The sequence below is a fragment of the Natronorubrum bangense genome (assembly GCF_004799645.1).
Classification (GTDB): Archaea; Halobacteriota; Halobacteria; order Halobacteriales; family Natrialbaceae; genus Natronorubrum; species Natronorubrum bangense.
The window spans coordinates 1,914,431-1,928,785 of the sequence record NZ_CP031305.1; the positions used below are offsets into that span (position 1 = coordinate 1,914,431).

11 protein-coding genes are annotated in these 14,355 nt (G+C 60.8%); 4 read left to right on the plus strand and 7 right to left on the minus strand.

Annotation, left to right across the window (positions count from 1 at the left end; genetic code table 11):
- Positions 1-324: 324 nt before the first annotated feature.
- From DV706_RS09555 to DV706_RS09580, 6 genes are all read right to left on the minus strand, one after another.
- Positions 325-981: a DUF1028 domain-containing protein gene (locus DV706_RS09555; protein WP_006064842.1), complete on the minus strand. Its 657-nt coding sequence runs from the start codon at positions 979-981 to the stop codon at positions 325-327.
- Positions 978-3,101 carry a dipeptide ABC transporter ATP-binding protein gene (locus tag DV706_RS09560; protein ID WP_006064841.1) on the minus strand — a complete coding sequence of 708 codons (2,124 nt, stop codon included), beginning with the start codon at positions 3,099-3,101 and terminating at the stop codon, positions 978-980. The genes DV706_RS09555 and DV706_RS09560 overlap by 4 nt, the downstream gene beginning before the upstream one ends.
- Positions 3,098-4,021, minus strand: a complete 924-nt coding sequence (locus DV706_RS09565; RefSeq protein WP_006064840.1) for an ABC transporter permease — start codon at positions 4,019-4,021, stop codon at positions 3,098-3,100. The genes DV706_RS09560 and DV706_RS09565 overlap by 4 nt, the downstream gene beginning before the upstream one ends.
- The gene (locus tag DV706_RS09570; protein WP_006064839.1) at positions 4,021-4,980 is read right to left on the minus strand and encodes an ABC transporter permease; all 960 of its coding nucleotides are present in this window, start codon (positions 4,978-4,980) and stop codon (positions 4,021-4,023) included. Before DV706_RS09570 ends, DV706_RS09565 begins: the two co-directional genes overlap by 1 nt.
- Before the next feature lie 72 nt (positions 4,981-5,052).
- Positions 5,053-6,621 carry an ABC transporter substrate-binding protein gene (locus tag DV706_RS09575; RefSeq protein WP_006064838.1) on the minus strand — a complete coding sequence of 523 codons (1,569 nt, stop codon included), beginning with the start codon at positions 6,619-6,621 and terminating at the stop codon, positions 5,053-5,055.
- A 297-nt stretch (positions 6,622-6,918) separates the two neighbouring features.
- Entirely contained in the window at positions 6,919-8,169 is a 1,251-nt protein-coding gene (locus tag DV706_RS09580) for a M20 family metallo-hydrolase (RefSeq protein WP_049889638.1), read from the minus strand.
- A gap of 469 nt (positions 8,170-8,638) precedes the next feature.
- Between DV706_RS09580 and DV706_RS09585 the strand changes: the two genes are divergently transcribed.
- The 3 genes from DV706_RS09585 to DV706_RS09595 all read left to right on the plus strand — a co-directional run bounded on the left by DV706_RS09585 (position 8,639) and on the right by DV706_RS09595 (position 11,773).
- Positions 8,639-9,442, plus strand: a complete 804-nt coding sequence (locus tag DV706_RS09585; RefSeq protein WP_006064836.1) for an IclR family transcriptional regulator — start codon at positions 8,639-8,641, stop codon at positions 9,440-9,442.
- Between the two features lie 727 nt (positions 9,443-10,169).
- Entirely contained in the window at positions 10,170-10,829 is a 660-nt protein-coding gene (locus DV706_RS09590) for an SOUL family heme-binding protein (protein ID WP_006064835.1), read from the plus strand.
- 146 nt (positions 10,830-10,975) lie between these two features.
- A complete protein-coding gene (locus DV706_RS09595) occupies positions 10,976-11,773 on the plus strand; it encodes an SDR family NAD(P)-dependent oxidoreductase (RefSeq protein ID WP_006064834.1) in 798 nt (265 codons plus the stop codon).
- A 413-nt stretch (positions 11,774-12,186) separates the two neighbouring features.
- Here the strand turns inward: DV706_RS09595 and DV706_RS09600 are convergent, their stop codons facing one another.
- A complete protein-coding gene (locus tag DV706_RS09600; protein WP_006064833.1) occupies positions 12,187-13,011 on the minus strand; it encodes a helix-turn-helix transcriptional regulator in 825 nt (274 codons plus the stop codon).
- A gap of 298 nt (positions 13,012-13,309) precedes the next feature.
- Between DV706_RS09600 and DV706_RS09605 the strand changes: the two genes are divergently transcribed.
- Entirely contained in the window at positions 13,310-14,203 is an 894-nt protein-coding gene (locus DV706_RS09605; RefSeq protein ID WP_006064832.1) for a dihydrodipicolinate synthase family protein, read from the plus strand.
- The last annotated feature ends 152 nt before the right edge of the window (positions 14,204-14,355 follow it).

The following is a 14,355-nucleotide window of genomic DNA, read 5'->3' on the forward strand; positions in this document are numbered from 1 at the left end:
TGGAATACACGATTGAGGCGAATTATTTCTCTGAGGGAAAAACCGAGTGAAATGCCTCAAGAACGGTTGAGATATCTATCCGGGCCGAACAGGTCCTCGAGTTCTGAATACATCTCATTCAGAGATCTATCGATGATATCGGATCTTTTTCGCGCTTTAGAGCGGTTTCTAGGGGGTAGCCCAGATAGATGGTGAAACAATCATAAAACCAATGTATATGTCCAACATACATATATTATATATTATATACTCGTTCCTCGACTGCACTTCACTCTGTACTCCCGGACGATGTGCACTCGAGAGAGGGAGCCGTCTCGAGTGTCACTATGGATGGCGCTGGATGTCGACCGCCGGGAACCGCTCCGCCCAGTCGGCACCCGTCGTCCGCGCGACCTCGTGAAGTCGCTCGAGTTCGGAGACTGCGTCGTCGTGTTCGTCGACGCGCAGGTCGTACTCGAGTCGCGGCTCGTCCGGATCGAACACCGACAGCGCTGCACTCTGTGCGTGGTCACGGCGTTTGTCGCCACCTGCGTCCTCGCCAGCCCGGAGCGCGACGAGAAGACGCTCGTCGAGTGGCCGATCGGCGCTGGTTTCGAAGGCGTCGGCGACCGCCTCGAGGACGCCCTCGTCGACGAGCATGTTGCCCGCGACGGTGTACCCCTCGCCCTCGCGGTCGCCGGCCCACCCCTCACACGCGTCGCCCGTCACCGCGACGGTCGTCCCCGTGTGGTCGACGCCGTGAACCTGCCGAAGCGACGCGTCCGGGTCGTCCTCGAGTAGCGCGGTGACGACGTCGTCGATCGAGTCGCCGTCGGCGAGTCGGCGCGTCGTCCGAACGCCGATGGGGGTGTTCGTCATCGCCTGCGTACAGACCGCGCCGTGACGGCAGACGAACGGGGCCGTCGAACCGACGCCGATCGCTTTCGTCGCAACGGCGGCCCCGTGGCGGCCGTCGACCGTCGCACAGAGCGAGAACGTCACGGCTGTTTGACCTCTGTGTCCGACTGCTGGTGGGTGAGTGGCTCTGACATTTCGGCTTCGGAGAGGTGACAGGCGATCGTGTGGTCGTCGTCCCCGTCGACCGGCTTCGCGCGCGGTTCGTCTCGTTCACACTCTCCGCCGATTTTCTTCGGACAGCGGGTGTGGAACGGACAGCCCGACGGTGGATCCATCGGACTGGGAACCGTCCCCTCGAGGAGAATCCGCTTCGTCTCTCGGTTCGGATTCGCGTGGGGGACGGCCGAGAGCAGACTCTCCGTGTACGGATGGTACGGCGGCTCGAACACCTGCTCGACGGAGCCGAACTCGGCGATCTTGCCGAGATACATGACGGCTACGCGGTCACAGATGTGCTGGACGACGCTGATGTTGTGTGAGATAAACAGATACGAGAGGTCGAACTCGTCCTGGATGTCGTCGAGCAGGTTGAGGATCTGGGCCTGCACGCTCACGTCCAGCGCCGAGACGGGTTCGTCACAGACGATGAGATCCGGCTCGACGGCGAGGGCGTTCGCGATGGCGATTCGCTGTTGTTGCCCGCCTGAGAACTGGTGGGGATACTTGTCGATATCGCTCGCCGCCAGCCCGACGCGCTCGAGTAGCTCCTCGATCCGTTCGCGTTTTTCGTTCCCGGTTGCGATGTTGTGCTTTTCCATCCCGCGGCCGATGATCTGGCCGACAGTTTTGCGTGGGTTGAGCGAACTCTTCGGGTCCTGGAAGATGATCTGCATCTCCTGGCGGAGACTGCGGATCTCGGACTTGCCGAGTTCGTGGAGCGGATGGCCGTCGAAGTACACCTCGCCGTCGGTCGGCTCGAGCAGCTGCATGACCGTTCTGGCGACGGTCGACTTGCCACAGCCACTCTCGCCGACGAGTCCGACCGTCTCGCCGCGGTTGATCGTGAAGCTCACGCCGTCGACTGCCTTGACGTATCGGCGCTCGAGTGTCAGCCCGCCGCCGTCGGTTCGGGCAAGCGAGAGGTTGCCGAACAGCCCGTCTCCTGCCGAGAAGTACTTTTTGAGGTTGGCGACCTCGAGTAGCGGCTCCGTCGTTTGCTTTCGGTGGCGACGTTCGCCGTCCGTCTCAGTGCCGGGGTCAGAGAGGTCGAGTTCAGCCGTCCGGAAACACGCCGCGTGCGAACCCGCCGGGGCATCCGGTACGGCATCGAGTGTCGGATCGCCGCCGGAGTGACAGTCATCAGTCGCGTGTGGACAGCGGTCGGCGAAGTTACAGCCATTCGGCAGCGACTGCAGGTTGGGCATCGACCCGCCAAGAGCGTAGAGGCGGTTCCGATCCGCGCCAACTTCCGGGATCGCGTCGATGAGCGTCCGAGTGTAGGGGTGTCTCGGCCGGTCGAAGATGGCCTCGACTCTGCCCGTTTCGATGAGATTTCCGGCGTACATGACCCCGACGCGGTCGCAGGTCTGGGCGACGACACCGAGGTTGTGCGTGATCATCAGGATCGAGACGTTGCGCGTCTCGCGGAGGTCGTTGAGTAACTCGAGGATCTTCGCCTGCGTCGTCACGTCGAGTGCCGTCGTCGGCTCGTCAGCGATGATGAGATCCGGCTCACAGGCGAGGCCGATCGCGATGAGCACACGCTGGCGCATCCCACCGGAGAACTCGTGTGGATACTCGTCGATGCGCGATTCGGGATCCGGAATCTCGACCTCTGCCATCGCCTCGATCGCGATCTCGCGAGCCTCGCTTTCGCTGACGTCCTGATGCAGCTTGATCGTCTCGGTGATCTGCTGACCGACCGTGAGCACGGGGTTGAGCGACGTCATCGGGTCCTGTGGGATCAACGCTATCTTGTTCCCACGGACGCTTTGCATCTCTTTTTCGGAGTGCTCGAGGAGGTCCTCGCCGTCGAAGATGACCGAACCCGAGGCAATCTCGCCCGGGTAGTCGATAAGGCGCATGATCGACTTCGCGGTCACGCTCTTTCCGGCGCCGGACTCGCCGACGATCCCCATCACCTCTCCTCGGTCGAGGGTGAACGAGACGTCGTTGACTGCAGTGATGGTGCCGTTTTCGGTTTTGAACTGTGTGCGAAGCGATTCGACTGCGAGCAGTGGGTCGGTCGTAGCGTTGGTGGTCATTCGATGATCTCCCCCTTCGGGTCGAGGACGTCACGGAGGCCGTCGCCGAGTAAGTTGAAGCCAATCACCGCGGTTGCGATAGCGAGTGCAGGGAAGAAGACGAGCCACGGGGCATCGCCCATGAACGCCCATCCCTGATTGATCATCAGCCCCCACGACGCCGTCGGTGGCTGGACGCCGAGGCCAAGGAACGAGAGACTCGCTTCCAGCAACATCGTGAACGCGATGTTGATCGACCCCTGGACGAGCAACGGTCCGACGCAGTTGGGCAACACCTCTCTGAAGATGATGTAGGTGTCACTCTCACCGCGGGCGACGGCTGCTTCGACGAACGATTCGTTGCGAACGGAGAGTGCGGCACTCCGTGCGACCCTGGCGATAAACGGCGTGTAGACGAACGCCAGCGCGAGGATCAGGTTGGTGAGATTCGGCTCCATCACGGCGACGATCGTCAGCGCGAGCAGGATCGGCGGGAACGACATCATCGCGTCCATCGCCCGCATCAGCCCCTCGTCGACCAGTCCCTGGTAATAGCCAGCGACGATGCCGATCGTCGTCCCGAAGATCATCGCGATGCTGATCGACGTGAAGCCGACCAACACAGAGATTCGTGCCCCCGCAAGGACGCGACTGAAGATGTCACGACCGAGATTGTCGGTCCCCATCAGATGCTCCATCGACGGGGCCTGTTCTCGGTTCTGGACGTTCGTGGCCTCGGGATCGTGCGGGACGAACGAGAACGGCTGTATCGTCACGTCGATGAGCGGAACGACGATCTTCTGTGCAAAGATGGCCACGAAAAAGAGCATGACAATTATGCCAAGCCCGATCACTGCCTTCTGGTTGTTGCGGAACTGGCGGATGAACCGCCCGTAGTGGGCCTTGCGTTCGTCCGTCAGCTGGAACCGGTTCGTCGACATTATTCGGACCCTCCGTAGCGGATGCGTGGATCAACGTACGCATAGAACGCGTCCGCGATGAAGTTCGAGAGCATGTATATGAGCGCGATGATGATGATACATCCCTGCAACAGCGGGATGTCACGGTTCTCGATCGCCGTCAGCGTTAGTTGCCCGATACCCGGCCAGGAGAACACTTCCTCGAGGACGACGACGCCGCCGAAGGCGTAGCTGAACTGAAACGCGACAACCGTGATCACGGGGATTGCGGCGTTTTTCAGCGCGTGGCGCAGGACGACCGCGCGTTCGTTCAGCCCCTTGGAGCGGGCGAACTCGACGTAGTCCTCGCTCAGTTCGTCGATCATACTCGAGCGCGTCATTCGCATAATGTAGGCCGTCAGCGCGACCCCCATCGCACTGGCGGGCAAAATGAGATGATGGATCGCCGCGATCGGGTCCACCATCGGTGAGACGTACCCGCGGGTCGGGAACCCACCGAGTGTGAGTGCGAACACGTAGATGAACACGAGCCCCCACAGGAAGATCGGCAGCGAGAGGCCGATGAACGCGAGCATCGATGCCGTGAGGTCTGACGGCGTGTTCTTTCTCACTGCAGCGATGATTCCGAGCGGGATCGAGAGGGTCACCGAAATGATCGTCGCGGAGACAGCAAGCAGCAGCGACCGTGGCAACCGCAGTGCGATCAGGTCGACAACGGGAACGTTGTATCGGAGCGACATCCCCAGATTACCGCTGAACAGCCCAGCGACCCACTCGACGTACTGAACATACAGTGGTTGGTCGAGTCCAAGCTGTGCCTCGAGCTGTGCGATCGATGCCTCGGTCGCGTTCGGTCCGAGAATCAACAGCGCCACGTTGCCCGGCAAAATCTTGGTGAGGCCGAACGTGATGAGCGTCACCAAGAACAACGTGATGAGCATGAAGCCGAACCGCTTGAGCAGGTAATTAACGAACGCCATTTATATACATAACGAGGATGGGAGTGTGTGTTTCATGTCTCGGTGATCGTGTGCGGGTGTTCCAGCTGATACCTACTCGAACTGAACTTCTTCGAATCTGAACGTCGATCCGTCGGGCGACATGATCTCGCCCGTAACGTCTGTGTCACGAGCCATCAGCGTCGGCATCCAGTACAGCAGGATGTGGCCCGACCGACGCTCTTTGAGGAGTTCGGCGGCCTCGTGGTAGATGGGTGCTCGTTCGTCGATGTCGTAGCTCAGTCGTGCGCTGTCGATGAGGTCGTTGTACTCCTCGTCTTCCCAACCGGTGAAGAAAAACGCCCCTTCGGAGTGGAGCGGGCGGTGGAACCCGGCGTCGGGGAACCAGAGACCGAGATACGAACTGGTCGTCGCCTGGAAATCCTGATCCGTGTAGACGTCGCTGAGCCAGTTGCTCCACGTGATCATCTGGATGTCGAGGTCGATGCCGACCTCCGACGCCTGGGATTCGATCACCTGTGCGGCAGTGACCTGATCGTTGTACTGTTGGGGGATCTTGAACGACGCTTCGAAGCCGTCCGGGTAGCCTGCCGCTTCCAGATGTTCCTGGGCCTTCTCGAGGTCTCGCGGTCGTGGCTCGAGGGTGGGATGTTCCCACTCACTGTCCGGTGCGGCGGGACTCGCGGCGACCTGTCCTTGTCCGTACAACGCGGCCTCCATGACCTCTTCCTTGTCGATTGCGTACTCGAGGGCGAGTCGGGCGTCACGGCTGTCGAACGGCTCTTCGGTGCAGTTGACACCGAGGTAGACGAGCGATTTCGGGAATCGTTCGATGAAATCGACGTCAGGGTCGTCCTCGAGGCTCTCGGCGTGACGCGGCGGCACGTCGTTGATGAAATCAAGCTCGCCGGAGCGGAACGTATTAAGCCGGTTGTCGTCGTCCGGGACCTCGTTTTTGATGATCTTGTCGAGATACGGGAGGGCGTCGTCCCAGTAGTCGTCGTATTTCACCATGACGAACTCGGAGTCAATCTCCATACTTTCGAACTGGAACGGGCCGGTCCCGATCGGCTCGCTGAACGCGCCCTGCTGTTGTTCGGCCTGTTCTGCGGGAAGGATATGCATGTGCGACGTCGCCATTCGCGACAGCAACGGCGCGAACGGCTCGGTCAGCACCATCTCGAACGTGTAGTCGTCCGGCGCGTCCATCGACTCGACTCGAGACATGTAGTCGGCGGCGAGTCCCTCGCGCTCGTCGATGCGCTCGAAGGAAGCCAGCACGTCCTCGGACGTAAACTCCGATCCGTCGTGGAACGACACGCCCTCGCGAAGCGAGAACGAAACCTCCGTGTTGTCCTCGGAGAACTCCCAGGATTCTGCGAGCAGCGGCTCGAGTTCGTAGTCCCAGTTGACCCTGACAAGTCCCTGGGTGATGTTCTCGAGAACGCGAGCGGTTGCTGCGGCGCTTTCGAAGTGCGGATCGAGACTCTGGACCGGGACGCTGCCTCCCCACAGCAGTTCACCACTTCTTTCGATGTCGTCGACGTCGCCCGCACAGCCTGCGAGCGCGATGGGAACGCCTGCTGCAGCGGCTTTCATGAAAAGACGGCGGCTCGGACCGTCTACGGACTGTTCATCGGCTGGGTTGTCAGTATCTCCCATGTACTCTTGCAGCGTTGCAAATACTGATACATAAACTTTGCCCTTATTGGTGTTAAAGGGTCGTTACCCTCCCTTCCGTAATATCACTGATTTGGACAGTGCCACAGTGTTGACTGGGTCGCCACTGACGGTCTTGACTGATTACCGGTCGACGAACATGGGGTTACTCACCTCGAGCAGTCACTCTCCTCGTTGTCCGTTCGAGAACCACCTGAATACTGTCTGCAGTACGGTGTTTCCGATGGAACGGTCACCGTCGTGTCGCCCCGGGTGTCGGCTCCAGCCAGCAGTCTCGGATTACGACTCGGCGAGGCGCGCGAGTCCCTCCGCGAGAACAGTGGTTGCCCCAGCGCAGTCCGACCACTCGGTCCACTCCCGTGGATTATGGGAGATCCCGTCACGCGACGGTGCAAACAGCAGTCCCGCGTCGGTGACTCGAGCAACGTTCATCGTATCGTGGGCTGCCCCTGAGTGCATGAGCAACGTGTTGAGTCCCGTTGCAGTGCCGGCGTCGACTAACGTCTCACGACAGCGATCCGCCATGGGTTCCGGCGGCACGTCGTACGGCCGCGAAACGGTCGTCTCGACAGCTCGCTCCCGTTCGACTCGCTGTGCACTGTCCTCGAGTGCGTCGACGAGCATCGAGATCGAGTCCGCCGACACGTCGCGGATGTCGATTCCAAGTCGGACCTGTCCTGGGATGACGTTCGTCGCGTTCGGCTCCACGACCGCCTTTCCGACTGTTCCCACCGCAGACGGAGACTCGTCGTCGACGAGCTGCTTTGCGGCTTCCTCGACGTCCAGAACGACTTCACTCGCTGCAGCGAGGGCGTCCGCACGTCCGGGCATCGGCGTCGATCCCGCGTGGTCGGCTTCGCCGTTGACCTCGAGATAGCAGTGGGTAATTCCCGTGACGTTCGTGACGATGCCTGCAGTTGCGTTCTCCTCCTCCAGGCGCGTCCCCTGTTCGGGATGCAACTCGAGCCAGGCGTCCCACTCGGCAGCGTCGATCCGTCCTTCGCCGCGAAAGCCGATTTCGTCGAGTGCGTCCGCTAACGTCGTTCCGTCGTCGGCTTCGAACGCCAGCGCGTCGTCGACCGACCGCTGGCCGGTGGCGACGGACGAGCCGAGCAGTCCGTTGCCGAACCGTTGGCCTTCCTCTTCAGTGAAACAGACGACGTCTATCGGCCGTTCGGGCGTCCGATCGGACTCCTGTATCGCACGGACCGCCTCGAGGCCGCCGTAGACACCGAGCGGGCCATCGAAGATCCCACCGACCGGGACCGAGTCCAAGTGGCTGCCGGTCGCGACCGGCGCGGTGGACGGATCGACACCCTCTGGCACCCACCGGCCAACGATGTTTCCGACCGCGTCGATCCGAACGTCGAGCCCCGCCTGCTCGAGTCGATCGACGAATCGCTCTCGAGCACGCCGGTTCGCGTCCGTCCCGGTGAGCGTCGTTCGTCCGTGGCCGTCCACGTCGGATAGTGCGCCAAACTGCGCGTTAGCTTCGATATCTCGCCGAAGCCTCCCCTCAGAGACATGCATTCCGATGCGTGATCGGAAGTCCGCTTTGTTAAGTGTTTACGTTCTTCGCAGCGGACCCGACGTCGACAGCGACACCGATAGTAGCCACTGACCGTCAGTGCGCATCCGATCGCACGACGGCTATGCGATTGGTGTGCAAACGTTTCAGTTGTTATTACAACTGGAACACCAGGACAAATCGCAATTTGCGCGACTGCGCGGTCACCGACCGATGGGTTTCCGAAATGTGAACACTTTTCGCATGCACTCGAGCGGTCGGGATCAGACCAACTGACACGAGTTGCACGCATCGCACAGCCGTCATGCGGTGTGGCGTGCAGTGACGGTGGTGACTCGCTTCCGACGTCGGATCACCGCGTGTTCGGCGTCGCCTTCGAGCACTTGCGGCACGTCGTTCTCGAGGTGCCACGCTAGCGACGTGCGTTCCCGAAATGCGAACAGCTATTCTGCTCGCGGCCTACGTGTGCGTATGCGTGAGACAAACGACGAAGGGCCGAGGCAGCTCGAAACGGTCGCTCGAGCGTGCGATGTCATCGACGCACTCGAGGAACTCGACGGCGCTGGCGTGACGGAACTGGCCGACTCGCTCGACATCTCGAAGAGTTCGGCGTACTCGTATCTCTCGACGCTGCGGACGAAGCGACTCGTCGTGAAAGACGACGACGACACGTACCGACTCAGCCTCGAGTTTCTGTATCTCGGGAAGACGATTCGGCACCGACACGTGCTGTTCGAACACGGCAAACAGCAGATCGACCGACTGGCCGAGGAAACTGGAGAGTACGTCCACCTCATGTGCGAACAACACGGCCTCGAGCGGAATATCTACAAGGTCGCAGGTGAGAACGCCGTCGGCGACGCCTACCACACGACCAAAGAGCGAAAAGCCGATTTCCTCCATTTTACCTCGACTGGCAAAGCCGTCCTCGCCTATCTCCCGGACGCTCGAGTCGAAGCGATCATCGACGAGTACGGCCTCGTTCGAAAGACCGAGAACACGATCACCGACCGCGATGCCCTCTTCAAGGAGATCCAGACCATCAGAGAGCGCGGCTACGCGGTGAACGACGAAGAGGAGGTGGCGGGAATCCGGGCCGTCGGGGCACCGATCCGTGACACGAACGGGGCGATTCTCGGTGCGATCAGCGTCTCCGGGCCGACGAGTCGACTCAATGATGACCGATACCACGAAACGCTCCCGAAGAAGGTCATGGAGAGTGCGAACGTCACTGAAGCGAGCATCAACATGTCCAACGCGAGTCAGTCGCTCTGAAATCGGCGTTCACACACGTGCTTTTACAAGAATATTATTGTAAAGCAGAGCCCATTTCTCGCGCCATTACACGACCGATTCACAACTCGTTCTCATTTCGAAAACGCACTGCAGGGGCGTCCACACCAGGTCTCTTTCCATCGGGGCAAGCAGTTGCTGGCTCGAAACCGAACTGATCCCGAACGAGTTACTCGAGGAACTACGTGGCTGGTCCAATGGGTGTCGCGGGGCGGCTGGGACGTCACTAGCTGCTGTCGATATCTATCAGCACTGTTTGTATATATCTAAATAGACATCTTGGCATTCCTGTTCCTCTTCAGAAATTAGGCGAAAACTGTAATTTAGGTTGGGAAGATAGGTGACTAAAAGATAAAAAATTAATTAACACAGAGGATAAGGACTTACGCTTGCATTATTCTGCTATCCAGAAAAATACTGATCGGATCGTCGAACTCAGTTTCGAATCCTCGGTTGAGATTCAATTTTGATTGTTTAACCATCTTAGACCCCTCAAAGCAACGATCATTCGTTCCCAATCATTTCCCCTAACCAGTAATCTGTTCACCACTTCCGAAACATGATATGTGTGTCTGAGTAAGACTATGAAAAGCTGTCGGGAAAGTACTATTTCTGTTTCGTCGGGTGGTCGTTGTGATCCGACGGACCGGTGGCGACGGCTGAACCGAGCCACTGGCGAGCTTTTGGTGTCTGGGCGCGTATACGGCGTATGCGAACTCGAGTTACCGCAGCCGTGTCGGTTCTCGTTGGTCTCCTTGCCGCCTGGGTCGGCTGGGGGCTCTACGTAATCAGGACAACTGAACGGGTGCCGTTCGAGACGCTCGAGCGCGACGGTGCGTTCGAACGGCGGCGCTATCCAGCCACGATTCTGGTCGAGACGACGGCGCCGGACCAGCGAACGGCGTTCCGACGACTCTTTGACTATCTTTCGGGTGCAAACGCAACCGACGACGAACTCGAGATGACTGCCCCCGTCGCGACGGTCGATGAGACGCGTTCGATTCCTGCCCCAGCTCAGCCGAGCAACGGTGAGTCCGTGCCGATGACCGCACCCGTTCGCACTGCCCGCTCTAGTGAGGGTGTGACGATGGCGTTCTATCTCCCGTCGACTGTCTCGCTCGAGGCGGCACCCATGCCAACCGATCCGACCGTTCACCTCCTCGCCGAACCGTCACGGACGGCCGCCGTGTGGCGGTTCTCCTGGTACGCGACGGACCGTCGCATCGAGCGCGCGCGACAGGCGCTGGCTGCCCACCTCGAGGAGCGCGGTCTCGAGGCGCGTGACGAGCCGACGGTGTTGCAGTACAACGACCCCTGGACACCGCCGTTTCTGCGCCGCAACGAGGTCGCCGTGACGGTCGAGTACTGACGGACGAACGGTCGGGCCACACGTCGGTCGGCCCCTACTGTTGACGACTGTTTCTTCTCATGCGGAAATTATTGAACGCCGTTCAATACTCGGCGTTTTTACTTTCCACCGGTAATATTATAATCTGATAGACGAGTGATAGCATAATGCACGAACCAGACTACAGCGTGGCGGGCGAGACTGCGATCGTCACGGGTGCAAGCCAAGGAATTGGTCGGGCGATCGCGGAGACACTCGCTGCGGGCGGTGCGAACGTAGCGATCTGCTCGCGATCGATGGATCGCATCGGCCCGGTTGCCGACGAGATCAACGATGCCGAGGTCGCAGGTGAGGCCCTCGCCGTCGAGTGTAACGTTCGCGAGCGCGAGCAGGTCCAGCAGTTGGTCGACGAGACCGTCGAGACGTTCGGCGACGTCGACATCCTCGTCACCAACGCCGGCGGCGAGTTCGTCGCCAACTTCGAGGACATCTCAGCGAACGGCTGGGAGACGATTCTCGATCTCAACCTCACCAGCACCGTCCACTGCGCCCAACTCGCTGGCGAGGTCATGCGCGAAGGCGACGGCGGCGTCATCATCACGCTCTCGAGTGTCAACGGCCAGCATGCAGCACCCGGCGAGAGCCACTACGGGGCTGCGAAGGCCGCGATTATCCGCCTAACCGAGACGCTGGCCGTCGAGTGGGCCGACGACGGCATCCGCGTCAACTGCGTCGCGCCCGGTCTGATCCAGACCCCCGGCGTTGCCGAGACGCTCGGTGTTGACAGCGAATCCATGCCCCCACGCGAGAAGACCGACCGCCGGATCGGCCACGCTGAAGAGATCGCCGACGTCGTCCAGTTCCTCTCGAGTCCCGCCGCCTCTTTCATGACCGGCGAGACGGTAACCGTCAAAGGGGTCCCGCTTGCCGGCAACTCGATGACACAGGACCTGGGCCTCGAGTAACAGGGTCATCGCCTCCACTGACGATCCACGGCACTGCTGTGGCCCGCGTCGGATTGTGGTGTTCGACGAATCCGGGCCGTGTGATCCGGGTAAACCGGATCGAACTGCGACACGGTCGGTTACGCCGCGCTGACGACCGGCTCCATCTCGTGAGCGAGCCGCATCAGATTCGGGTGAGCGCTTGGCTCCGGCGGCCAGGATGTCTGCGAAGCAGCAACTGCGCTCTCGAGACGCCGTGCTCGAACTTCGTCTCACCTCGTACGCTGCATCGAGATCGAACGAACAGCGATGGGAACACAACCGCGCAGAAACGAACCGTCGCTGAGAGTGTCATCCGGTCTGCTGTCCGTCAGTTCCGGCGCGACCGGGAGCCATCCTGCGGTTGCGCCGGTCAATCGGTTCGGCAGACCGTCTCACTCCACGATCCGTCGTGGATCGACGTGTCGAGAATCGGATTCGTACCACTCGTAGACCGATTCTGCCCACTCGCGGACGTCGGGTGCGGCAGTAACGATCAACGCTTGGACCGTTCCGCTGCCTTGCTCGTAGCAGCTGATGATGACGCGCTCATCGAGCAGACCGATTCCGTACGCGGGTAAGTCCTCATGCGTGAGTACCGTGAAGTTGTCCTGTTGCAGCATCGCGACGCTGCGCTCCGGGTACGTCGAAAGAAAGTATGTATGGCAGGGTGTTCGGTCGATCAACGTGATGTCTACGCCGTCGTCGATCAGTTGACCCAGAACCGAAAAGCAAGGTTCCATCAGGGCAACCTCGGGGCGGAGAAATCGCAACGTGGTCGTCTGCTGGAGCAGTGATTTGAATCGATTCACCGGACAGTACGGAGAATCGGGCTCGGCGACGGTCACGCTCATCTTCGACCACGTCTCGATCGGGAACTCGCTGATCTCATCAGGGAGCCAGTGCCAGACGTCACGCAGCTTCCGCTCCGTTTTGACCCGCTCGAGCAGGTCCTCCGTCCCGGATGCGACCACCTCTCCGAGTCGGGTTGCAACGTACTGGTGTCCGTCTTTGCGGATCCAGACCCGGTCATCGAACTCGTCCAACGTCCGTCGCATCGTCGACGAGGACACCCCGGTCAACTCACAGAGTTCAGCGCGACTCTGCGGCCGCTCTGTCAGCGCGATGAGTGCCGGAATGCGGTGTTCTGACCGTGTGAGGTACCCGACGTCACCAATCGGCGAATCGGTGGGTGTATGTGCAGCGCTATCGAGGCTCATAGGATAGATACGCAAAGAAGCGAGAAAACTATTCGCACCTCTCATGTGGCCGCTTAGTAACTTCTGTGACACTATCTGGAGAACTGTTCAGACGGTGGCTTCAGTACCGGCGATCGTTCCAAAGATTCCTCCCACGACTGAAATCGCGGGCTTCCGCCGTGCATCTCTGTGAGAAGACACGTGAGCAAACCGGCTGTCCTCCTAACACACTGCAGCCGATCCGACTCGAAGCAGTTGCTGTCTCCTCGTGTCACGGCGAGCAGGTACGTTTTTGCAGTCGCCGCGAAACCACCATGGTATGGAACTTCAACACGCACTCTCCGGTATCACCTGCCCGGTCGTCACGCCGTTCGACGACGCTGGCGCGATCGACGACGACGCGTTCGTCGACGTCCTCGAGTATCTCCTCGAGGGTGGCATCGACGGACTCTTTCCCTGCGGCACGACGGGTGAGTTCGCCAGCCTCACACGCGAGGAGCGCCGACACGTCCACGACCTCGCGGCCGAACACGCCGGCGGCGAGGTGCCGGTGCTCGCCGGTGCGGCCGCGACGAGCGTCGCCGAAGCGGTCACCTACACCGAAGACGCGGCCGACGTCGGTGCCGACGCCGCAGTCGTCACGCCACCGTACTTCCACACGGCGAACGATCCCGCCGGGAACCAGCAGTTCCTCGAGCAGGTCGCAGACCGGTCCCCGCTCCCTCTGGTGCTCTACAACATCCCGGTCTGTACGGGCGGGCGGATGGAGCCCGAGACGCTCGCGGCCGTCGCGACCCACGACAATATCGTCGGTCTGAAGGACTCGAGTGGCGACCTCGAGTACTTTCTGTCGGTCATGCGCCAGACGCCCGACGACTTCTGCATGCTGCAGGGGTACGACGCGCTGCTCGTTCCCGCACTCCGGATGGGCGCTGACGGCGGACTCAACGCCCTCTCGAACGTCGCGCCCGAGGCGTACGGCGATCTGTACGAGACGTTCGACGAGCGCTGTGGGGAGGCGTTACAGGACGCCATCGCGCCGCTGTTCGATGCCTGTGCTAGCTATGGTTTCGCGCCGGCGACGAAGGCTGCCCTCGAACATCGTGGCGTGATCCCCACCGATGCCCTCCGGCCGCCGCTCGTCGAAGTCCCCGAAGACAATCGCCCGGCGATCGCCAGCGCTGTCGATGGGCTGCTCGAGTCGGGACCGTGACTGCCATCGCACGCACTGGTCACCAATCCACAGTTTAACTTCGCTTGAACGCAAGCCACAACGCATGCACCGAACGATCGGAACCGATGGGCGGCCGCTGACTGCCGCCCCGAATCGACTGCAAGAGCGTAGCACCTGCTTCCGATCCGACG